Origin of the sequence: Heliomarina baculiformis (genome assembly GCF_019966545.1) — a bacterium.
GTDB classification, from domain to species: Bacteria; Pseudomonadota; Alphaproteobacteria; order Rhodobacterales; family Rhodobacteraceae; genus Heliomarina; species Heliomarina baculiformis.
The window spans coordinates 47,013-68,676 of record NZ_JAIMIC010000011.1; the positions used below are offsets into that span (position 1 = coordinate 47,013).

Below are 21,664 nucleotides of genomic sequence, written 5' to 3' on the forward strand. Positions count from 1 at the left end.
GGGGCGCTGGATGAGTATCAATAGCGCATACAATATCGCGAACACCGGGCTGAAAAGCACGGGAAAATGGGCCGAACTGGTGTCCAATAACATCGCGAATGCCGATAGCGACAGCTATGGAAGGCGCACCCTCTCGAAAACGACGACCGCGATGGGAACCGCCGTGGCGAACGGCGTGAACCGTGCGGTCGATCAGTCTCTGACCCGCATGTATCATTCGGAACTGGCACGGATGACACGGCAGGATGCGATCGCGGACGGAGTTTCGGCATACACGACTTCACTGGGTGAGGTGGATGATCCGAGTTCACCGGCAGCGCTTCTGACAAACTTTCAAAGCAACCTTGATCTGCTTTATAACGATCCTTCGGACGCTTCCGTGCAACAAGCGGTAGTTCAGTCAGCGGGCGCCATCGCGACCGGGCTCAACACCTTGTCGCGAGATCTGGATACGAGCCTCAAGGAAGTGCGCAACTCTCTCCTGGCGAGTGTCGACGAAGTCAACAATCTGCTGAGCGATGTTGCCCTGCTGAACCAGCGCCTTGAGAACACCCTGCCGAATTCGCAGCAACGCGCAGCGCTTGAAGACCAGATGGGCGACAAGCTGAACCAGCTCGCCGAATTCATCGACTTCAGGACCGAAACGAACGGTAATGGCAGTGTCGACGTGATGACCACGGACGGCTACCGACTCGTCGAAGACGACGCCTCCTTTGACCTCGAGTACAATGTAGGTTCGGGTGTCCTGACCGCTGGAACGGTCGACATCACGCCCCCGAACGGTATTGCCGAAGGTCGTCTTGCCGGGCAGATCGAACTGGTTAATGACGTCATGCCGCAGATGCAGCTGCAGCTTGATGAATTTGCCCGCGCGCTGATCCAGACCTTTGAGGCAGCCGATGCGAGCCTAAGCGCAGGGGATACCGGGCTGTTCACGGATGAAGGCCTTGCCTATGACCCGGCGCGTATCACAGGTCTTGCCTCGCGGATCGAGATTAACGACGCGGTCCTGCCGGAACAGGGCGGTGAAATCTCACGTATTCGCGACGGCATGAACGCGGTGGCACCCGGTCCTTCCGGCTCCGCCACGCAAATTGGCGCGTTCCTCGATGGTCTGGACGCGCCGCAGACATTTGACGGCGCAACCTCACTGCCGACGAACATATCCCTTTCAGATTATGCCTCGGCATTGATTGCGGATCAGCAGAACACGCGGGCAACCGCGGAAAAAGAACAGGAAGGCCTGGCTGCTTCGGCGTCGAGCCTGAATTCCGCCCGGCTGAACGCCCAGGGCGTGAACATTGATACCGAGCTTCAGGATCTTCTGATGATCGAGCAAGCCTATGCGGCGAACTCCAAGGTGATCAGCACTCTGAACGAAATGATCGACTCGCTGCTTGCAGCGGTCTAACGGGAAAACCGGCCATGACGACTTTCGTAAACAACGTATCGAACCTTCAGTCCTCGCTGGCGCGCCAACAGCAGGCGTTGCGGATCACCCGGGAACTTTCGAAAGCCGAAGAAGAAGCGACAACGGGTCTTCGCGCGGATGTGTTTCGCGACCTTGGCGCCCGCGCCGCAAGTTCGATTTCGGTGCGCAACCAAATCGACCGGACCAAATCATTTGTGACATCGAACAAGCTGCTCGAAGGTCGGATGGACGTAACAGTCAATGCGATGACTGAAATGCGGACCGCCATTCGGGACGTGATGGCGATGGCTGTTGCGAACAAGGAAAGCCCCGTGTCAACCGCGCCCGAAGTTCAGGCCGCAGCCCGGACAGCGCTTGAGCAGTTCATCGGTTTTGCAAACACCCAGTACCAAGGCAAGTCCCTGTTCGCCGGTGTCGACGATGACAAGATCGCGCTGAACAAGTGGGATCAGGACATTGACGGCATGGGAACGACGCCAGAATCCGTTCTGGCCGCCATTACCGGCACTGGGCCGGTCAATACTGCCGATGCAACGGCGATGATCGCATCGCTCGACACGCTGTTCAGCTCTACCGACTACGAAAACGTGTTCTTTAACGGCACACCGGCGGCGACAGGCGAACGTGTGACTGCGCGGATTGAAGAAGGTGTAACGCTTGCCTATGGGGTACAAGCAAATGATCAGGCGTTTCGCGACGTGATCAAGGGGCTGACGATGCTTGCCTCGGTAGATATCTCGCAGATCAGCGATGATGACGCCTATACCGCTTACATGACAGAGGCCGTTTCGGCGATTTCATCCGGTACCAGCGGTGTACTGGAAGCAGAGGCGCGCCTTGGTTCACAGCAGCAGCGGTTGGAAAATACCGTCACCGGTCAGGAAGACCTGCTGAGCGTGCTGAATTCCCGCGTTCTTGCGCTCGAAGCTGTGGACCCCTACGAGGCGGCGACGCGGCTTCAGCTTCTCGAAACACAGCTTCAGTCGAGCTATGTCCTGACATCCCGTCTCGCCAACATGACGCTGCTTAACTACCTCGGGTAATCAGCTGAGCGCCGCCTGTATCGGCGTAACCCCGGCCGAATGACGGCGTTCAGACGTGGCGTCACGCTCGGCCGTGTCGAGTTTGTAGCCGCGCCCGTGGACCGTTTCGATATATGGATGACCCGAGAGCGCGGCCTGCCCGATTTTCTTGCGGATCTTGCAGATATAAACGTCGATTACCTTATCGAACGGTTGATCCTCCGCCATTCCGTACACCGCATCATAAATGGCAGCTTTAGAGATGACGCGCCGCGAATTCAGCACCAGTTGCTGGAAGATCGCATGTTCGCGGCGCGAAAGCTTTACCCGCTGTCCACTGACCTCCGGATCCCGCCCGTCAAAGAACGCGGTGACCTCGCCTACCGTCACGCTGTCCGCGGAATGACCGTGGATGCGGCGCAACACCGCGTTAATACGCGACCGGATTTCGGGCGCGCGAACCGGCATGACAAGAACATCATCGGCACCCGCATCGAGAGCGCTGACCGCCTCTTGCGCATCGCGCGTGTCACGCAGGACGATGATCGGCTGCGCACAACCAGCGCGCCGCAGTTTACGCAGTTGCTCGATAATATCGGGCCCCGAGACCAGAAGGATGGCATGATTTTCATGCCCGGCACGGTTCAACAGACGAAGGTCACCCCTGAAGAACGCCGGGCCGATCTCGATCGCCTTGATCCGATCAGCGTGTAGCTCATCCAGCAACTTCTGCCGCCGGTCCTGGCTATGGTAGAGATAGACGTTCATCGCGTCCCCTGTCCGAAATATCCGCACACTATTCGCGGCAACATTTACAAGAATAAAGTATTATTCGAAGTATAGTCAATAAAAACTATGAATATCCTTTGAAAAGCGGCAATCTATTCTTGCAATCCTTAGGTTTAATAGTACTTTAATGCTTGAAATCTTCACCCTGCCCTTCTGGGCGATACGGGAAAAGCCATGCGTTACGCTATTCTTTCTGCGCTCAAGTTCCTGTCGATCGCTATTGTGACCGTTCTGAATGTCGGCTCCGCACACGCCGATGTCCGCATCAAGGACATCGCGAGCTTTGAGGGCGTGCGAGAGAACCAACTTGTCGGTTACGGACTTGTGGTCGGGCTGAACGGCACCGGAGACACGCTTCGCAACAGTCCTTTCACCGAAAAAAGCATTGAAGGCATGCTGGAACGCCTTGGTGTCGGCAACCTGAGCGAAGATAAGATCAAGACAGAAAACACCGCCGCCGTCATGGTGACGGCGATGCTTCCGCCGTTTGCGCGGCGCGGATCGACCATCGATGTCGTGGTTTCATCGCTGGGGGACGCTGACAGCCTGCGCGGCGGGACGCTGGTCGTGACCCCGCTTACCGGCGCGGATGGCGAAGTCTATGCCGTCGCGCAGGGCCCGATCGCCGTCGCCGGTTTCGCGGCGCAGGGCATTAACGCATCAGTTGTCGAAGGTGTCCCGACCGTCGCCCGTATCGAGAACGGCGCCACCGTCGAAGCCGAGATCGATTTTCGCCTCAACGATATGGACTCGCTGAGGATCGCTCTGCGTACACCGGATTTCACCACAGCCGTCCGGGTCGCCGATGCCATCAACGATCAGCTCGGACAACGCAAGGCAGCCGCGCTGGACCCGACAACGATCGAAATAGCGCTGAACAACAAGGAAGACGTGCCGCAGCTCATGGCAGGAATCGAGAACCTGACGGTCGAACCGGACAGCGCGGCGAAGGTGGTTATAGATGCCCGCTCCGGGACAATCGTTATCGGTTCAAACGTACGGATAGACGAGGTTGCCGTTTCCCAGGGCGGATTGACCGTCGTCGTACGCGAAGACCCTGTGATCAGCCAACCAGAACCCTTCTCGGTCAGCGGTGCCACGATTGTCGTGCCGCAAACCTCGGTTGCCGTGAATGAAAAGGAAGCGAAGTTCACCATTCTCGAAGGAGATGTCAGCCTGCAGCGGCTTGTAGATGGACTTAACGCCATTGGCATCGGTGCAAGCGAGACCATATCTATATTGCAGGCGATCAAGGCCGCCGGTGCACTGCACGCTGACCTTGAAATCATCTGATCAGACCGGACCGGGGGGCACGGGAAATGGAAATCAGTTCGAAAATGGCGGCAGAGATGCCTGCCGCAACCTACAAGATCGGGCATTCCGGCGAAACGCCTGAACAGCGCGCCGCGCGGGAGTTCGAATCCGTTTTCCTGACCAATGCAGTCGAAGAAATGCTGAAGAGCGTTGATATCGGCGAGTTCGGCGGCGGTCACGCCGAAGAGACATGGCGCGGATTCCTCGCCCGGGCCTATGCGGACCAAATCGCCGGACAGGGTCTTACAGGAATTTCACAGCAGGTCGTGGGAACGATCCAGGCCTATCAATCCGGTCTTTCTGCCGGCCTTTCCGAGGATGAAAAATGAGCGCAGCCCATCAGATCATTGAACGTCTGTCCCGCCTGCTTCACGACGAGATTTCCGCCATCGCAGTCGGCGAGCTGGAAGTCGTCCGGAAACTCTACAGCGAAAAATACGCGCTGCTGAACGAACTCGAAGAAGCTTCGGGGCAGATCGAAGCACACCTGAAAAAGGACGGAAAGCAATCCGCGAAGCTGCGCGAAGACCTTACAAATCTTTACGCTCTGATCCGAAAAGACCAGCTTTTGCTGGAGCGGATGGCGGATGCGACCGGTCGCGCGGCGCAGGAAATCGCCAAGATCCGGGATCGGTACGGGCTTGGCGGGTTGTATGAATCATCGGGTACTCTACGGAAGGATGATGTGGCGCGGCCGCAACACATAGATCAGTCGATCTGAAATTTAACCCTGCTTTAACTTCTGCTCCAATTTTCCCTTTCACGGGCATGTCCCGTTTTCGTCAGAAAGACGATCTCGAGAAAATTCTTACAGGAACAGAAGATGTCCTCTATTCTCACGAACAACTCGGCAATGACCGCGTTGCAAACTCTGCAATCCATCAACAAGAACCTTGAATCCACTCAGAGCCGTATCTCTTCGGGTCTGCAGATCTCTTCGGGCAAGGACAACGCTGCTTACTTCTCGATCTCCGAGACGATGAAGGGCGACTCGTCCATGTACAAAGCGATTGATGAAGGCCTGACGCTTCAGAAAAACTCTGTTGCAACCGCCCGCCTTGGCGCGGAAACGGTTCAGGAAGTGGCAAGCTTGTTCGCAGAGCGTGTTGCCTTTGCACAGGGCGGCACTGCAGAAGTACGTGCAGACATCCAAAACGAACTGGATGAACTGGTTGCACGTATCAACACGTCGATCTCGCAGGCTACCTTCAACGGCACCAGCCTTGTCGAAGGTACCGCGACCGTGACGGTAGTGACCGGTATCAGCCGCAGCGCGGCAGGTTCGATCTCGACCACCACGATCACATTCAGCCAACAGGACCTTGGCGCTATCGCCTCGACCCTGGGCGCGATCGACCTGACCACCGCATCGACCACGGCACTTATGCAGACCGCGCTGCAAGAGGCAGAGACCCAGCTTGACGCTGCTATCGTTTCAGCAACCGCGCTCGGCATCGCCGAAAAGTCGATCGAAACCCAGAAAGAATTCCTGGGTGCACTGACCGATACACTGGATAGTGGCGTCGGTTCGATGGTCGACGCTGATATGGAGCAGGAAGCGGCACGTCTGCAGTCTCTCCAGGTTCAGCAGCAGCTGGCCACGCAATCGCTCTCGATTGCGAACCAGGCGCCACAGAATATCCTGAGCCTGTTCCGTTAACAGACCAGGATCACTGGCTTACGCTTAGGCGTAACATAAGACCGGTCGGGCCCGTATGCGGGCCCTTCCACAAGTTGGGGCACGATTCATAACGCACTTCCGTACACGGAAGGCACATACAACGACCAGTCCGTACAGAAAGTGCGGCAAGGAAAGGCAGAATATGAGCATTAATGCTTATCGGCGCACGCTCCGAGAAGTTGAGACGCCGCGTCAAATCGAACGTCGCTTGTTATCCACGGTTACGGGACGAATGGAACAAATGGCAGACAAATTCGACAACGCCGAAAGTTCCTATGAAAGATTAGTGATACTGGCGACCGGGTTACGCGCCGCATTGGCAGAGAACCAGCGGCTCTGGAGCGCCATGAAATACGATCTCACGGACGAGGGGAACAATCTTCCGCATGAGCTTCGCGCCAGACTTTTGTCGCTGGCGATCTGGGTCGAAAAGACCACCTCAAATATTCTTGGCGGCACCGCCGGCGTCCGCGCCCTGACCACCGTCAACAACAATATCATCGAGGCGCTGACAGTTCAGCAATTGAGAGAGAGCGCGTAAACCATGGCACTTAAACTCACCCTCAAACCCTACGAAAGAATAATCGTTAACGGCTGCCCGATGCGCAATTCGGGCCGCCGCCACACCATCATCATCGAGGAAAAGGCCGATGTGGTCCGCGGCAAGGATTTGTTGGACACGTCATCGGCGGTAACCTCGGTCAGCAAGGTCTACTATCTGGTTCAGACCGCGCTCACCCGGGCGGACCTGCGCGAAAAGCTGATCCCAACCATCCAGAAAAGCCTTGCCGAGTTGGCGACAGTCTTTGGTCCGTCGCGTGTCCACCACATTTTCGAGGCCGCGAACTATGTGAGCTGTTCTGACTATTACAAGGCGCTGCGTGAATTGCGTCCGGTGCTGGACTACGAACGCATGCTGATGAACGATATCGCCGCGCCAACCCGTGTCGAAGCGGAAGAGCCGGACGTGGAGAAAATTCGGGCATGATTCCGATCAGCGCATCATCGAGTCTGTTGGGTCTGAAAATCGCGGACGCGACCAAGGATACGCAGATAGAAACGATCAAGAACACGGCCCAACACGGCCGTGCCATTGAGACATTTCTTGAACGGATCGGTGATGTAGAAACTGTCGACCAGCTTGTCGATGACTATGAACTCTACACCTTCGTTATGAAAGCCTTTGATTTAGAGGACCAGATCTTTGGCAAGGCGATGATCAAGTCGATCCTGAAAAGCGACATCGAGGATGATGAGTCACTGATCAACAAGCTGACCGACAGCCGTTTCAAGGACCTCTACGAAGTTATGGGTTTTGGCAACGGCGGTACCACGAACATCAATACCTTGCTGCCGACCTGGCAGAACGAAATGGTCGAGCGGTACACCAACACCATCTTTGTGAACAACCAGGCCGACCAGAACGAAACGGTCGCCACCGCGCTCGAGTTTCGAGCCAAAGCCGCCGATGTCCAGAATCCCTTCGATATCCTGAAAGACAAGGAAATGGCGTCTTTCATGCGGACGGCACTTGGTTTTCCTGCTGCGATGGCGCAGGTCGATATCGACCGACAGGCCAAGTTCATCGAAGAAGCCTACGACCTGTCCAAGCTGCAAGACCCGGAAGAAGTCGAAAAGCTGATCAAGCGTTTCACGATCATTTCGGATGCCAAGGACGGGTCCAACGTCGCCAACAATCCAATCGTCCAGATGATGAGCGGTGCGACATCGATCGGGTCGGGACGCTTTGTGCCGATCACGCTCAACATCAGCACAATCGATTTTGCTTCGCTGAAAGCCTATCGCTGAGACCGCGCCTCTGCCCGGTCTCAGCTAAACTTCTGATCAGTCGATGAAATCATCCTCTTCATCATCCGATGGCAAGGAGATCACATCCTCTTCGGCCAGTTCCTTGGCGTAATCGACCATGGCGGATTGCGCCTCGCGGACGTGACGGCCACGTACCGGCCCCATGTTTTCCATTTCGTCGACCAGCATGTCGCGCGACCGGCCCGGCAGAACGTCGAGGAAATAGTTGCGCACTTCCTCGCTGGCGCCACGCAGGGCCAGCGGCAGCGTCGTTCCCGGAACGCCACGCATCACGCGGGCAAGGGACATACCGTCCAGCTTGATGAGGTCGTCGAAGGTGAACATCTTCTGCTTGATGTTGCCAAAGGCTTCGGGCACGCGTTTTTCCAGCTCGGGCGCGATTGCATCGAACGTATCCCGGTCGAACTTGTTGAGCAGTTCAGCCATATGCTGCTGCATGTCCTGACCGTTTGATTCCAGCGCCGAGCCCATGAGATCCGTTTTCAGCGTTTCTTCGATTTCCTTCATCAGATCCTGGGGTACAGCGTCCATACGGATCATCCGTTCGACAACGTCCTGCATTTTTTCGGTTCCCATAAGCGGGAGAACCTTGGCGGCGACGTCGACTTTCACATTCGTCAGGATCGCAGCGACCGTCTGGACATGTTCGCCCTTGAGATAGCTCGCGATGACGTTTTCGTTGATCGTGCTGAAACGGTCCCAGAGATCGCGGACCTTCAATGGACCAGAGATATCCTTGAGAATTCCGTCCACCTGTTCGCCCGGCAGGAAGTTCCGCAGAAGACGTTCGGCGACCGAGAAAGATCCTACAATGGCTCCGCCATTCGCGGCGCTTTCGACGAATTCCGACAGCACCTTTTCGACCTGCGGCGAGTCGATGACACCCAGACGAGACATGGCGCGGGTGATTTTCTGAATCTCCATTTCATCGAGCTGCTGCATAAGCTCGGAACCGCGACGTTCGCCGAGGCAGAGAAAGAGAATGGCCGCTTTTTCGGGGCCTTTCAGACGCTTGCGACGCGGTTGCTCTGCTACTTCTGCATTCGCGCGCTTCATTGCTGCTACTGCCATCGTCCCATCTCCATTTTAAATCTAATTCCCCGACATCGGCAGGTAACCTTCCATCAGGCTGCCGGCGAGCATGTACCAACCGTCGATCAGCACGAAAAAAATCACTTTGAACGGCAAGGATACCAGCACGGGCGGCAGCATCATCATGCCTGCGCTCATCAGGATCGACGCGACGATCAGGTCAATTGCGATGAACGGCAGATAGATCAAGAACCCGATCGAAAATGCCCGGCGCAACTCCGAGATCATGAAACCTGGCACCAGCGTGCGCCAGCTTGCCGCCTCGGCACTGGTGGCCGTTTCAGTCGCTTCTTCGGCGCCTTCGCTGCGGGCCGCGATATTCTCGAAAAGCGCGATATCCTTTTCGCGAGTGTTTGCATACATGAACCGTTTGAACGGTTCCCCGATGCGCGCCAGCGCCTGTTCCTCGGTGATCGCGTTGTCGATCAGGGGCTGCACGCCGCCGTCCCAAGCGTCCTCAAATACCGGCTGCATGACGAAGAAGGTCATGAACAAAGCCATCGACGACAGTACCATGTTGGGCGGCGTCTGGTTCAACCCGAGAGCCGATCGGAGCATCGAAAACACGATAACGAAACGCGTAAAGCTGGTCATCACGACAAGAAGACCGGGCGCAATCGACAGCACCGTCATCAGCGCGATCAACTGAATGATGCGTCCCGAAAGGCTGGCCTGTTCGTCGGAACCGGCAGGTGCGTCGCTTATCGCGTCAGAAATCGAAGACAAGAGCCCCCCTGCCCCGTCCTGCGCAAAACCCGGGGAAGCCATAGCCATAAGGGCAGCTGCAACAAGGACGGGAACGCCCCATTGCAGGGCCGCAGGCAAGGGGCGATTCATCTCCGCGTCATTCTCCGGGGATGTAGTCTTTGACGATCTCGGTCAGCGAAACACCAAGCCGGTCGTCCTGAAGCTTTACAAGATCGCCGCGCGCCACGAGACGGTCGTTGATCATGACTTCGACGGGATCGCCGATCTTCTTGTCGAGCTCGATGATCGATCCACGTGTCAGCTTGAGCAGTTGCGAAATCGGCATCCGGCTACGGCCCAGAACGATCTGCACCTGTAAGCCGACATTGAGCATTGCATCTATGTTACGACCTTCGGAAGGCGGTGCCTCTCCGCTTTCAGGGATGTCGCCGCCGAGGATGCCGGGGTTTGCCGTGGCCACGGTTTCTTGCTCTGTGGTTTCTGTTTCGTCACTCACGCGAGTTTCTCCTCATCGGGGCCGTGGCCCTTGCTGTCATCTGCCGGAGTTTTCTGTTCGCCTTCGGGCAAAAGCGCCGCGGCCCTGAGCGCCGTCAGAATGCGTTCGCAGATCAATCCAAAACTGTATTGCATGAACCCGTTGTCCCACTCGACCCGGGCGTCTCCGAGTTCGAGTTCCGGATCGGGCAAGATTTCAACGCGGCCGTTATGGCCAAGTTGACGTGCGCTTTCCTCGAGCTTTTCAGCCATCTCCTCGCATGCAACGGGGGAGAGGTAGATACGCAGGGCCGATGTCCCAAGAGCCACGGCCAGTGCAGCGCGGACTTCTGTTTCCGCGCGAACGCGAGCGCGCGTGTCCATAACTTCGGGGACGATCTTTTCGAATACCGCCAGCACAAAAGACAACACCTGCTTTTCCAGCGCCGATACGTATTCATCCGCGGTCCGGAACATGGAATCGATGCCCGAAGCGACCTCTTCAAGCGCCTTTACCTTGCGCAGCCTGTCCGTTTCAGCTGCCTCGGCGGCCGCTTCCTGCCTGCCGATTCCCCTGCCCGCATCGAAACCTTCCTTACGGGCGCGTTCCACGGCTTCATTCAGATCTTCGGGCGTGTAGCAGGCGCGCTGCTTCCGAAGAACCTCAAGATGTTCCAGTTCGATTTCCTGATCAAAGTCGCGTTCAAAGATCTTGTTCATGACCTATCAGTCCTCTGCCAGCCACGATTTTACGACCCGAAGGGATTCCTCGGGATGTTGTTCGAGCGTCTGGCCGACGGTATCGATCCAGCCGCGATTGACGCCGCCGGCTACCGATGCCAGCCGCACAAGTTCAGGGGCTTCGCCGGTCGGGGGCAGAACCGTGCCGGTATGCGCGACACCCGGCGCCGCGACTTGCGTCACGTTTCCTGCAGGCGCCGCCTGGCTCGCGACGGCGACTTCGGTTTTCGTTCCTGCGCGTTCTGAGTCATTGCCGATGGCGGGTGCCGGTCCTGCGAGGGCAAGCCCCCCTGCCCCACCGGATTCCTGCATCTGGCGCATCAGCGGACGCACACCCAGAATAAGGATCAGGCTGACCAGACCAAGCGCGAGCATGCCGCGCAGGATCGACGTGAAGTTTTCCGACAGAAGTTGGGCAACCGACAGGTTCGACGGGTCACCGACATCCATGGAATAGTCCATGAAACGAAGGCTATCGACGGAAACGATATCGCCCCGCGCTTCCTCGAACCCGACCGCCGATTTCACGAGCTCCTCAAGTCTGGCAAGTTCTTCCGGCGTGCGCTGCTCATACGCGACCTCACCGTCCGAAGCGACATTATAGATCCCGTTGACCAGCACGGCGACCGAGATGCGCTTGACCTCACCGGGTTCGCGAACGGTTTCGCTCTCGGTATTGCCGATTTCATAGTTCACGATCTCACGCGTGCGTTCGCTGGAGTTGGTTTCGCCGCCGCCCTGGACATCATCGGCCAGTTCCGCCGGGATATTCCCGTTGACGCCGACTTCACCCTCGGCAATGTCACGATCTTCGCGGGTCTCTTCCTGGGTCTCGGTCGAGCGAACAACCTGCTGCGCGGGATCAAAGCTTCTTTGGCGAACGACCTCGCGCTCGGACGTCAGATCGACGCTGACCTGAACACGCGCATTCCCGGCACCGACACGGGCGGACAGCATGGCCGCGATGTTGCGCGCCATGCGCTCCTCTATGCCTGTACGAACAGACTGAAGAGTGATGTCGCTGGTGCTGTCGCCCTCTTCTGCAAGAATAGTTTCGCCGCTGGCAGAAAGTACAGTGACCCTGCCCGACGACAGGTCGGGAACGGCCGCCGCGACAAGCGCCCGGATGGCATGCCCCTGACGGCGACTGATGTTGCTGCTTGCCGCGCCACGCACAATGACCGAGGCGCTCGGCTCGGGGCGCTCACGCGAGAAAGCTTCACGCTCGGGCATGACGAGATGCACACGCGCAGCTGCAACGCCATCGATTGTCTGAATGGACCGGGCCAGCTCGCCCTCTAGCGCCCGAAGCCGGTTCACGCGCTGCAGGAAAGAGTTCATGCCCAACCCGCTCTGATCATCGAAGAGTTCCCAGCCCGGTGTGCCATCACCGGGCAGACCCTGCTCCGCAAGCGCCATCCTTGCGCGAGGCAGAGATTCGCGCGGCACGCTGACCGTCGATCCGGCATCATCGAGACGCACATCGAAACCGGCCTGCTCAAGCGTGTCGACCACGCCGTTTGCAGCCGAGGGGCTAAGCCCGCCGTAGAGCTCGACAAAATCTGGCGCCATTACAAGCCGCATCCCGACGAACAGCGCGACCAGAAGGGCCAGACCGGTGCCGCCCAGGATTGCCAGACGCGCCCCGCCCAGAGACTTCAGGTTATCCAGAATTGGTTTCAAGCAGCGCGCCTCGGCTATTGGACTCGAAGAATATAAAAAGATTTAACCGAAACTATTCTTGAAGATCAAGTAAAGATGTTAATATTATACTTGCACAATTACTGCAAAAACGCGATATTATTCTTAATTACACATGGTCTCGACAGGCTCAAAATGGCAGCGGAAACAGACTCGCACCCTTCGGACAGTATAAGTCTGGGCAAAAAGCTTGGGATTTACCTGCTGTTGCTGGTGCTTGGCTGTGTCGGCGCTATTGGCGGCCTTATGCTGTCGCCCGGGCGGGACGATGTAATTGCAGGCATTTTGGGCACAAAGACAGAGGTCGAAGCCGAGGAAGATCACGGCGAGGTCGAAACGGCGGAAACGGCGCATGGAACGGACGATGGCCATGGTTCTCCGTCTGACGCAGAACCGGCGATGACTGTTTCGCCGTTCCGGGAAATCATCGTGAACATCAATGCGACGACAGCAACCGGGCGTACCACCAGCCGTTTCATGAAGCTGAACATCGCAATGGTGTATGATCCAAAGATTGCAGGGTCGGAACGCGTGGAACAACGGCGTTTATTCTTGCGGGATTCCTTTCAGGATTATCTTCGCCAGTTGAACGAGCGTGACCTGCGCGGGTCCATCGGATTGATCACCATCAAACAGGAATTGCTGCACCGTGCCCGCACCATCACCGAAAGCGATTCACCGCAGGAAATGCTCGTTTCGGATCTGATTGTTCAATAACATGGCTCAGACACAGACATCCCCACAGATCGATACGTCCTCGTCCGAAAGGGTCGAGGAACTGATCATCCGCTCGGCAAGCACGAGCCACCAGAGGCTCCCGGTGCTCGAAGTGCTGTTCGACCGCTTTGCGCTGGCACTTGGTCCGGTAATGAAAAGCTATTGTTCGGGAACCGGCGCAGAAGCCTCGCTTGAAAGCTTCGAATACATGTCCTGCGGCGCGGCATTGGAAAGCCTGCCAACCGACGAATTGCCTCTCGTCGTTTCGGTGCTTCCATGGGGCGCGCCAATCGGTGTGGTCATCGACCCAAAGCTTCTTTTCACCACGCTCGAAATCAACCTCGGCGGCCGCATGGTCAGCCAGAGCAACTGGACCCCGCGCGCATATTCAGCAATTGAAAAACGTCTCGGAATCCGGCTTTGCGAAACCGTGCTATACGAATTGACCGCCGCATTCAGTCAGGTCAGCGAGATCGATTTCGAAATTGAACGCGCCGAAACCAGCCCGCACACAATGGTGCTGGCGCAACCGGCAGCGGCCTGCATCAAGCTGGTCATGAAGATCGTTTTTGAAGATGACCGTGGCGGCGTTCTGACCTTTGTGCTGCCCCATTCCTCGTTTGAAGAAATCCGCCATATCCTTGCCCAGCCGTTTCGCGGCGGTCAACTGGGCGGTGACAGTTCATGGCGGGAACTTATTACGGAAACATTGTCGGGTACGGATGTAACCGTCGATGCAGTGCTGCATGAACCGGAAATTCAACTACACGACATTCTTGGTTGGAAACCGGGCCAAGTTGTCGATCTTGGCATCCAGTCAGATCAGGAAGTGACCGTAAGCTGCGCAGAGCTGAAAATGTTCAACGCGGCCGTCGGACACAGAAGAAATGGCGCTGTCGCGCTGCGTGTCACGCGGGACTTTAGTGAAAAGGAAGAACCTACAGATGTCGCTTTTGATTGATATTCTCATCCTCGCTCTTCTGGCTGGCGTGCTGGGCTATGCCTATCTGGTCGATCGTCGGGTTCGAAACCTCGTTGCCGTTTTGCGCGATCTTGAACCCGTCGTAGGTCAGTTTTCAGCCGCCGTGGATAAATCGGAAGATTCGGTTGCGGCCATGAAATCGGTAACCGAGTCCCTGCAGGAACAAAAAGCCGCCGCAGCGGCTGTGCCGCGCCAGACGGAGACCCCGTCGTTCCATTCGATCCGTCCCACGGCTCAGAAAAAACCGGCTGGCGTCGCGTCTGTTACCGGCAAAGCGGACATGGTGCGGAGCTTCTTTGACACTGTCCGGAGCCGCGAAGCATGAGAGGCCCTCGTCTGATCACTCTGATGCTGGGTGCGCTGGCAATTGCCGGCGTGGCCAAGACTGGCAGCTCGATCATGAACCTCGACAGTGAATCGGGCGATGTTATCCAAAGCGCCTTTATCTCTGCTGCCTTTGCGGCCGATTCAGAAGAGACGGCGACGGCGCCGCAGAGCTGTTCTCCCGAACCGCGCCCGATCTGCGAAACGCCCGAAATGATGTTGCAGGCGATGAGCGAGGAACGCGACCTTTTGGACAGCCAGAAAGAACGTCTGGCCGAGCGCAAGGCCGAAATCGAAATTGCCGAAGAGAAGCTGGCGATAGATCAGGCGAACCTGCTTGATCTGAAAGCTGAACTTGAAGAGATGTTCGACCGCATCCAGAAGGCACAGACCGATGACGTCGACCGGTTGGTCGCGCTTTACGCCGCGATGAAACCGAAAGAAGCCGCCGCGATCATGGACGATCTCGATATCGAGGTTTCCGTCATGGTGCTTGCCACGATGCCTGAACGGGATGCAGCGCCGATCCTTGCGAAACTGAACCGAACCCGCGCACGCGCCATTTCGCGGATCATTCTCGAACGCTCCAAACTGCCTGGCGACCAGCGCCTGCACGACCTGAAGCTTTAAAGGTTTCAGTCGTCGCGGAGCGTTGAACCCTCGGGCAATTTCGTTTCGATGTTTGCCCGCATGTCCAGAATGTAGCGGATAATTCCGGCCACCGCCTGCCAGTGCTCGACAGGGATTACCTCGTCGACCTGGGCGACGGAATAGAGCGCCCGGGCCAAGGGTCGGTTCTCGACAACGGGCACTTCTGCCTCATGTGCAAGACGCCGGATCTGGGCGGCCATCAGCTCCACCCCTTTTGCCGTACAGACCGGCGCGGAATCTGCGCCCGGTTCGTATTTCAGCACCACAGCGTAGTGGGTCGGGTTGGTCAAGACGACGGTCGCCTCTGATACCGCGGCTGCAATGCGTCGGCGCGAATTCTGGCGGCGGATCTGGTTGCGCTTGCCCTTGATCATCGGATCGCCTTCCTGATCTTTATGCTCATCGCGCACTTCCTTGACGCTCATCCTCTGACGGATGAGCCAGCGGACACGCTTAACGATCACATCGATCAGGGCGAGGACCACTGCGAAAACCGCAACGATCAAAAGCAATCGCTGGACAAAGCCCTGAACGTAACCAAGCAGGAATTCAGGCAGAAAGTTCTCGGTCTGCCAGATCTCGGTGATCGAGACATAGGTTAGCCAGACGGCAAGCGTGCCGACCACCAGAACCTTGGCAACGCTTTTCAGGAACTCGACCAATGCGCCGCCAGAGAAGATCCGCGCGAACCCTTTTGCCGGAGACAGTTTGGAAAATTTTGGCCGGATACGCTCGACCGCAAAAACCGTTTCACCCTGTATGGCCACACCAACAATGGCAGCAACGACAAACACCCCCAGAACGGGTGCCAGAACAAGGCTGATACGTCCGGCAAAAGCGGTCACGGACGAACCGATGTCCCGCACACCGCCGACACCTTCGCCAATGCGCGCTGTTCCAGAGACTTCAAGCATCTGCTTTAGGATGCCTGCAAGCTGCGGACCGATAGCCGGCAGAATAAAAACTGTCAGCGCAAGCAGCGAAACGACGGTCATCATCATGCCCACTTCCTGAGAAGACGGTACGTCCCCCTGCTCGCGCGCCTTCTTGAGCTTTTGCGGCGTCGCTTCCTGACTTTTGGAGCTCTTGTCTTCCTGTTCCTCTGCCATGCACGCCTCCCGTCAGAATGCCAGAAGGCCGAGCCAGTCGGCAAAGAAGCCAAGCCATGAGCGAAGCATCATAGGAGACGACATGACCAGCACGAACAGGCCACAGACAATCAGCAAAGGCGCGGCGACGAAAAACACCGGCAGGGTCGGCATCATTCGGTTTGTAAGCCCAAGGCCGACGTTTAAAACCAGCCCCATCACATAAAACGGTGCAGCTATCATAGTGCCGATATAAAAGCTCTTGCTCGCGGCCAGAACTACCTGTTCGGCCATATCCCCGATGATGGCGCCGCCCGGCGGAAAGACATCATAACTCATGAGCATTGCTTCGATGATAGCATGGTGCAGATCTGTCACGAAAATGAGGGTGACACCGGTCAGCATGAGCACCGTGGCAAGAAGAGTTGAGCCCTGAAACGACCCGACATTCGGGGCGAAAGCGTTCGACAAACCCGACACGATGCCCACCTGATAGCCCGCAAGTTGCAACGCGGTCAGAACGATACGTCCCGTGACGCCGATCCAGATGCCGATCAAAACCTCGATCAACAGCAGGGGCAACAGTTCCAGCGGCGATCCTATCGACAGCGAGCCAACTGGCGTCGCTGGGTACAGTGCCAATGTCAGAACCAGCGCAAAGACAAGACGGTGACGCATTGGAACCAGCTGTTCGCCGATGGCGGGCATGTAAACGATGATCGAACCCAGCCGGGCGAACACAAGCGCAAACCCCATGATCTGCGAAGTCCACAGGGCGGTCAGATCCATGGCTTAGCTGCCAATCGTCGCAACGGTGCGCATATGCGCCTTTCGATGCACTTCGTTATGCGAGATCACCTGGGTGTTGGGGCTTACTCGCTCGAGCATGGAACGCACGAAACTCCGCGCCTCGGGTGCCACCATCAAGGCAGGCCATTCGTCCCTTGCCGCGCATTTCTGGATCTGCTGACGTGCCGCGAGCACGAATTCCTGAACCCGTTGGGGCGACATCAGGAAATTACGCTCATCACCGGATATGCGAACGGCTTCGGCGAATTCCTTTTCCCAAGACCCGCTGAGCGTGAAGACCGGGATAAAACCGCTTTCGTCGGTCAGGGCGCGGCAGATCTGATTGGCCAGACGTTTACGTACGTGTTCGGTGATAGTGACGACGTTATTGGTGGAATGTCCGACCTCTGCCATGGCCTCGGCAATCAAGGGCAGATTTCGGATCGAAACCCGCTCGGACAACAGCGTCTGCAACACCTGCTGCAGGGTGATCACCGGCGTTTTTCCGGAAACTTCATTGATCAATTTCTGATACTCGCGATCAAGACCGTTCACCAGTTCCTGCGTCGCCGAATAGGTCAGCAGCTCGGGCATGTGCTCCTTGATGACCTCTGTCAGGTGAGTCGTAATCACACTCTCCGGATCGACGACAGTATAGCCCTGCTTTTCGGCGTCGGCCGCGTTGGCGTGATCGATCCAGACCGCATCCAGCCCGAACGTCGGATCCTTGACCTTTTCGCCGGGAATCTGGATCGGCGCTTCGGCGGGATTGATGACCATCATGAGCGTTGGCCTCACCTCGCCCCGGGCCACTTCAACACCTTGAATCGACACCGTGTAGACCATCGCCGGAAGGTTCGCGTCGTCCTTGATACGAACAGATGGCAGGATGAACCCGTATTCTCGGCTGAAAAGTCCGCGCAAGCTACGGATTTTGCCGGGCAGTACTGCATCGGACCCGACGGTCAATGGCACCAGCGAATTGCCGAGTTCGAGCCTAAGATCATCAAGCTTCATATTGGCACGCATGTCTTCTTCGGGATTCGTTGCGCCTGCCCGCTCACTCGCAGCCTGGGCGCGCCGTTCCTCTTCTTTCTCGCGAATGACACGCTTATGCATGGCATACCCGAGCGAAACCATTACGATGGCGAGAATGAAAAAGATCGGCATCGGAAAGCCCGGTAACAGTCCGATTGCCATCAAAAGACCGGCGGCCATGAAGAGGGCCTTGGGAAACTTGGAAAGCTGACCTAACACCGCTTCGTTCGCGGCACCTTCAGTACCGCCCTTGGTCACGATCAGGCCCGCTGCCATGGACACGATCAGCGCGGGCACCTGCGATACCAGACCGTCGCCGATGGTAAGCGTGGTGTAGGAATTTGCTGCGGCCGACAGTGACAGGCCGTGCTGTGTCACCCCGACGAGGATACCGCCGATGACGTTGACAAGCGTGATGATGATCCCGGCAACCGCGTCACCACGGACGAATTTCGACGCACCATCCATCGCGCCGAAAAATCCCATCTCGTCTTCAAGCTCTTTGCGACGCGCCCTTGCAGTCGCTTCGTCGATCAGGCCCGATCCAAGGTCGGCATCGATTGCCATCTGTTTGCCCGGCAATGCATCGAGCGAGAAACGGGCCGCGACCTCGGCAATACGGGTCGAACCTTTTGTAATCACGACAAAATTGATCACAACGAGGATCGCAAAGATCACAATGCCGATGATGAAATTCCCAGCTACAATAAAGCGCGAAAACCCTTCGATCACACCGCCGGCAGCCCCTGCCCCGGTGTGGCCTTCGGAGAGAATGAGCCGGGTTGAAGCCACGTTGAGCGAAAGGCGTAGAAGGGTGACCACCAGCAGCAGAGTCGGGAAGGAGTTGAATTCAAGCGGTTTGGGAATCCACAGCGCGACCATGAGGATCAGAACCGACACCGAAAGTGAAATCGCCAGTCCGAGGTCCAGTATCACTGCCGGCAGCGGCACAAAGAGCACAGCAAGAACAAGGGTCACGCCAATAGCAAAACCCACGTCGCGCCCGGCAAAGCCGCGCGCGAAACTGGTCATGAATCCACCCTGATCCGTTGCTGCCATCAATCCGGCCCTTGTAGAAACTGCGGCAACAATGGCTGCATATCATGCTGCGAATAGATGCTGCGTGCGCCGTTTTCGCCTTGCTGGCTGCGGCTCAACCCCGATGACCAGACCATGCCTGTCTGCAGCTCCGGCCTTTCCAATTGTTGTTCGCCGCGAGGACGCGCCTGCCCTGCTAGAACGCGAAACTCTTCAAGCCGGCCATTGGCCACCATTACGTTTTGACGCAACGAGGACAGATAGACCTCGCGACGCTCAGGCGTGAAGGAATGGTAAGAGCCCGCGGCGATCTCCCAGTCGCCCGTCTTGCGGTAGAGGGATTTCAGGAATCGCGCCGCATAGTCGACATTCACCGCCGGATCGAAGCCTTCGAGCACATGGCTGAAAGCATCGGGGTGCCAGTGTAGATTGACCTGAAGACAACCGACATCGATGGACTGAACCCCCTCGGCGCGACGCTGTTGCACCCAGTCGTTGGCTGCCTCGCGGCTGGCAAAAATCCGGCCTTCACCTTCGGCGTTCACCGACCATGGCCATACTGTCAGGCTGCCTTCGCGCCTGATCCCGGCTTCCTGCAACCCGATCCCCAGCAATATGTTGCTGGGGATTCCATAGCGCAGCTGAGCCTTAAGGATTTCGCGCACACAGACCGCATCGTCATCAATGGCCATGCCAGCATAACCCGCCCGTTCACTCGGCGTGTAGAATCCCTGCCAGCCTGTTGCCGCAACGGGGACCGCCAGCATCAACAGGATCAAAATGATGGCAGCCGCCCGGATCATACCGTCCCCGAAACCATCATATCGAAAATCCTGTCCGACAGGCGTTGAAGCACGGCAAAAGCGAGCGGTGTAGCAACCAGCAGCCCCAGAAAGATCGCGACGATCTTTGGCACGAAGGTCAGTGTCATTTCCTGGATCTGTGTAAGCGCCTGGAAAAAGGCGATGACCAGCCCGACCGCAAGCGCAAGCGCCATGATTGGCCCCGAAGCATAAAGCACTGTCAGAAACGTCTGTGATAAGATCGTATAGGTGTCAGCTTCGTTCATTGCCCAGGATCCTCCGGATCAGATCGGCATCCGCAGAACTTCCTGATAGGCTGCGACCAGTTTGTCGCGCATCGAAACCGCGATCTTCACCGTCGATTCCATCGCGATTGTCGCCTCAACCACCTGCTGGGTGCTTGCCTCGCCAGCCAGACCGGAACGAACGACCATGTCGGATTCGCGCACCGTCTGGGCCGCGTCCCCGGCGGCCTTTTCAACCATTTGAGTAAAGCTCGTCGCCTCTGTGGCTTCCGACTTTTCCGCAACCATCGATTTCGAAGCGCCATAGGCGCCCCGAACCGAGGCGCTGGATATGACTGAAATACCTTCGGCCATTTTCGTTCCCTAAATTACTTCAATAAATCAATCATTTGACTACGCATACGACGCCCAGCCTCGAACAGGTTCATGTTCGCTTCGTAGCTGCGGGAAGCCTCACGCATGTTGGCCATCTCAAGAATTGGGCTGACATTTGAAACCTTGACATAACCATCCTCATTCGCCGCCGGGTGGGACGGGTCGTGCCGCAGCGTGAACGGCCGTTCGTCGCGCCCAACGTCAGCCACGCGAACCGAAGTCATACCCGTCTCTCTGTCGATGAACTCCTCGAAGGATATCGTCTTGCGGCGATAAGGATCGGCCTCGGGCGTATTCCCGGTGGAATCCGCATTTGCCACGTTCTCTGCAACGATCTGAAGTCGCGCGCTCTGTACATGCATGCCGCTGGCGGCAATTCTTGCTATCGTCTGAAGCGGATCCATTCCCTACCCTTGCTTATCGCATGCCCGTCACGGACAGGGTGAGCATCTCATACCCTTTCCGATACAGGGTTGCCGCCAACCGATAGCTTTCAGCCACTTCGGTTGCCTTGATTGTCTGCTGCTCCAGCACAACGCTGTTGCCATCCGGGCTGTTCGACCACGCTTCGGGGTCTTCCTCGACCCGAACCCCATCCACACCAGTTCCCGTACCAGCAATATGTCCGGGCGCCGTCACCGTCACCTGCCCGGCGGAGACCGTCTTGCTGAGTACATCCTCAAAGGAATTCACCTCACGCGCCTTGAAGCCCGGCGTGTCAGCATTGGCAACGTTCTCGGCCAGAACTTTCTGCCGCGCGCCAAGCCATTCCATCCGCTGCGATGCAAGGCCAAAATATGAAATAGATTCCAGCTTCAAGGGCTCTTTCC

The 21,664-nt window shown here is 57.2% G+C and carries 27 protein-coding genes; 13 read left to right on the plus strand and 14 right to left on the minus strand.

The features are described from left to right. Positions 1–10 precede the first annotated feature (10 nt). Positions 11–1,411 carry a flagellar hook-associated protein FlgK gene (gene flgK / locus MF268_RS20915; protein ID WP_238372803.1) on the plus strand — a complete coding sequence of 467 codons (1,401 nt, stop codon included), beginning with the start codon at positions 11–13 and terminating at the stop codon, positions 1,409–1,411. 14 nt (positions 1,412–1,425) lie between these two features. Further along, positions 1,426–2,475 (plus strand): flagellin N-terminal helical domain-containing protein, encoded by a 1,050-nt coding sequence (locus tag MF268_RS20920; RefSeq protein ID WP_238372804.1) that lies wholly within the window; start codon positions 1,426–1,428, stop codon positions 2,473–2,475. Here MF268_RS20920 and MF268_RS20925 read toward each other — a convergent pair whose 3' ends face one another. After that, on the minus strand, positions 2,476–3,222 hold the full coding sequence (locus MF268_RS20925; protein ID WP_238372805.1) for a response regulator transcription factor: 747 nt from the start codon (positions 3,220–3,222) through the stop codon (positions 2,476–2,478). A 195-nt stretch (positions 3,223–3,417) separates the two neighbouring features. Here MF268_RS20925 and MF268_RS20930 point away from each other — a divergent pair, with 195 nt between their 5' ends. The 7 genes from MF268_RS20930 to MF268_RS20960 all read left to right on the plus strand — a co-directional run bounded on the left by MF268_RS20930 (position 3,418) and on the right by MF268_RS20960 (position 8,047). Beyond that, positions 3,418–4,536 (plus strand): flagellar basal body P-ring protein FlgI, encoded by a 1,119-nt coding sequence (locus MF268_RS20930; RefSeq protein WP_238372806.1) that lies wholly within the window; start codon positions 3,418–3,420, stop codon positions 4,534–4,536. 26 nt (positions 4,537–4,562) lie between these two features. Further along, positions 4,563–4,886 (plus strand): rod-binding protein, encoded by a 324-nt coding sequence (locus tag MF268_RS20935; protein ID WP_238372807.1) that lies wholly within the window; start codon positions 4,563–4,565, stop codon positions 4,884–4,886. Then, on the plus strand, positions 4,883–5,278 hold the full coding sequence (locus tag MF268_RS20940; protein ID WP_238372808.1) for a hypothetical protein: 396 nt from the start codon (positions 4,883–4,885) through the stop codon (positions 5,276–5,278). The genes MF268_RS20935 and MF268_RS20940 overlap by 4 nt, the downstream gene beginning before the upstream one ends. Before the next feature lie 102 nt (positions 5,279–5,380). Next, positions 5,381–6,217, plus strand: a complete 837-nt coding sequence (locus tag MF268_RS20945) for a flagellin N-terminal helical domain-containing protein (protein ID WP_238372809.1) — start codon at positions 5,381–5,383, stop codon at positions 6,215–6,217. Between the two features lie 163 nt (positions 6,218–6,380). Beyond that, the gene (locus MF268_RS20950) at positions 6,381–6,779 is read left to right on the plus strand and encodes a flagellar biosynthesis regulator FlaF (RefSeq protein ID WP_238372810.1); all 399 of its coding nucleotides are present in this window, start codon (positions 6,381–6,383) and stop codon (positions 6,777–6,779) included. A 3-nt stretch (positions 6,780–6,782) separates the two neighbouring features. Next, positions 6,783–7,226 carry a flagellar biosynthesis repressor FlbT gene (locus MF268_RS20955; RefSeq protein WP_238372811.1) on the plus strand — a complete coding sequence of 148 codons (444 nt, stop codon included), beginning with the start codon at positions 6,783–6,785 and terminating at the stop codon, positions 7,224–7,226. Continuing rightward, positions 7,223–8,047 carry a DUF1217 domain-containing protein gene (locus MF268_RS20960; RefSeq protein ID WP_238372812.1) on the plus strand — a complete coding sequence of 275 codons (825 nt, stop codon included), beginning with the start codon at positions 7,223–7,225 and terminating at the stop codon, positions 8,045–8,047. Before MF268_RS20955 ends, MF268_RS20960 begins: the two co-directional genes overlap by 4 nt. Positions 8,048–8,083: 36 nt before the next feature. Here MF268_RS20960 and MF268_RS20965 read toward each other — a convergent pair whose 3' ends face one another. From MF268_RS20965 to fliF, 5 genes are read right to left on the minus strand one after another with little or no spacing between them, the layout of a single operon-like run. After that, positions 8,084–9,139, minus strand: coding sequence for a flagellar motor switch protein FliG (locus tag MF268_RS20965; RefSeq protein WP_238372813.1), 1,056 nt, complete (start codon positions 9,137–9,139; stop codon positions 8,084–8,086). A gap of 21 nt (positions 9,140–9,160) precedes the next feature. After that, on the minus strand, positions 9,161–9,997 hold the full coding sequence (gene fliP / locus MF268_RS20970) for a flagellar type III secretion system pore protein FliP (RefSeq protein ID WP_420485451.1): 837 nt from the start codon (positions 9,995–9,997) through the stop codon (positions 9,161–9,163). A 7-nt stretch (positions 9,998–10,004) separates the two neighbouring features. Continuing rightward, entirely contained in the window at positions 10,005–10,307 is a 303-nt protein-coding gene (fliN, locus tag MF268_RS20975) for a flagellar motor switch protein FliN (RefSeq protein ID WP_238372868.1), read from the minus strand. 53 nt (positions 10,308–10,360) lie between these two features. Then, positions 10,361–11,062 carry a FliH/SctL family protein gene (locus tag MF268_RS20980; RefSeq protein WP_238372814.1) on the minus strand — a complete coding sequence of 234 codons (702 nt, stop codon included), beginning with the start codon at positions 11,060–11,062 and terminating at the stop codon, positions 10,361–10,363. 6 nt (positions 11,063–11,068) lie between these two features. Then, positions 11,069–12,766 carry a flagellar basal-body MS-ring/collar protein FliF gene (gene fliF / locus MF268_RS20985; RefSeq protein WP_238372815.1) on the minus strand — a complete coding sequence of 566 codons (1,698 nt, stop codon included), beginning with the start codon at positions 12,764–12,766 and terminating at the stop codon, positions 11,069–11,071. 153 nt (positions 12,767–12,919) lie between these two features. Between fliF and MF268_RS20990 the strand changes: the two genes are divergently transcribed. From MF268_RS20990 to MF268_RS21005, 4 genes are read left to right on the plus strand one after another with little or no spacing between them, the layout of a single operon-like run. Then, positions 12,920–13,501, plus strand: coding sequence for a flagellar basal body-associated FliL family protein (locus MF268_RS20990; RefSeq protein ID WP_238372816.1), 582 nt, complete (start codon positions 12,920–12,922; stop codon positions 13,499–13,501). Between the two features lies 1 nt (position 13,502). After that, positions 13,503–14,462, plus strand: coding sequence for a FliM/FliN family flagellar motor switch protein (locus MF268_RS20995; protein ID WP_238372817.1), 960 nt, complete (start codon positions 13,503–13,505; stop codon positions 14,460–14,462). After that, positions 14,446–14,808 (plus strand): flagellar motor switch protein, encoded by a 363-nt coding sequence (locus tag MF268_RS21000; RefSeq protein WP_238372818.1) that lies wholly within the window; start codon positions 14,446–14,448, stop codon positions 14,806–14,808. The genes MF268_RS20995 and MF268_RS21000 overlap by 17 nt, the downstream gene beginning before the upstream one ends. Next, positions 14,805–15,437, plus strand: a complete 633-nt coding sequence (locus MF268_RS21005; RefSeq protein WP_238372819.1) for a MotE family protein — start codon at positions 14,805–14,807, stop codon at positions 15,435–15,437. The genes MF268_RS21000 and MF268_RS21005 overlap by 4 nt, the downstream gene beginning before the upstream one ends. A 5-nt stretch (positions 15,438–15,442) precedes the next feature. Here the strand turns inward: MF268_RS21005 and MF268_RS21010 are convergent, their stop codons facing one another. The 8 genes from MF268_RS21010 to flgB are packed head-to-tail and all read right to left on the minus strand — an operon-like array spanning position 15,443 to position 21,653. Then, positions 15,443–16,567 (minus strand): EscU/YscU/HrcU family type III secretion system export apparatus switch protein, encoded by a 1,125-nt coding sequence (locus tag MF268_RS21010; protein ID WP_238372820.1) that lies wholly within the window; start codon positions 16,565–16,567, stop codon positions 15,443–15,445. A gap of 12 nt (positions 16,568–16,579) precedes the next feature. Further along, positions 16,580–17,335 (minus strand): flagellar biosynthetic protein FliR, encoded by a 756-nt coding sequence (locus MF268_RS21015; RefSeq protein ID WP_238372821.1) that lies wholly within the window; start codon positions 17,333–17,335, stop codon positions 16,580–16,582. A gap of 3 nt (positions 17,336–17,338) precedes the next feature. Then, positions 17,339–19,405, minus strand: coding sequence for a flagellar biosynthesis protein FlhA (gene flhA, locus MF268_RS21020; protein ID WP_238372822.1), 2,067 nt, complete (start codon positions 19,403–19,405; stop codon positions 17,339–17,341). Between the two features lie 26 nt (positions 19,406–19,431). Then, a complete protein-coding gene (locus tag MF268_RS21025) occupies positions 19,432–20,214 on the minus strand; it encodes a lysozyme family protein (RefSeq protein ID WP_238372823.1) in 783 nt (260 codons plus the stop codon). Beyond that, the gene (locus MF268_RS21030) at positions 20,211–20,480 is read right to left on the minus strand and encodes a flagellar biosynthetic protein FliQ (RefSeq protein ID WP_088634314.1); all 270 of its coding nucleotides are present in this window, start codon (positions 20,478–20,480) and stop codon (positions 20,211–20,213) included. The genes MF268_RS21025 and MF268_RS21030 overlap by 4 nt, the downstream gene beginning before the upstream one ends. Positions 20,481–20,498: 18 nt before the next feature. Next, positions 20,499–20,813 carry a flagellar hook-basal body complex protein FliE gene (gene fliE / locus MF268_RS21035; RefSeq protein WP_238372824.1) on the minus strand — a complete coding sequence of 105 codons (315 nt, stop codon included), beginning with the start codon at positions 20,811–20,813 and terminating at the stop codon, positions 20,499–20,501. 14 nt (positions 20,814–20,827) lie between these two features. After that, on the minus strand, positions 20,828–21,238 hold the full coding sequence (gene flgC, locus MF268_RS21040; RefSeq protein ID WP_238372825.1) for a flagellar basal body rod protein FlgC: 411 nt from the start codon (positions 21,236–21,238) through the stop codon (positions 20,828–20,830). A 13-nt stretch (positions 21,239–21,251) separates the two neighbouring features. Next, positions 21,252–21,653 carry a flagellar basal body rod protein FlgB gene (flgB, locus tag MF268_RS21045; RefSeq protein WP_238372826.1) on the minus strand — a complete coding sequence of 134 codons (402 nt, stop codon included), beginning with the start codon at positions 21,651–21,653 and terminating at the stop codon, positions 21,252–21,254. Positions 21,654–21,664 lie beyond the last annotated feature (11 nt).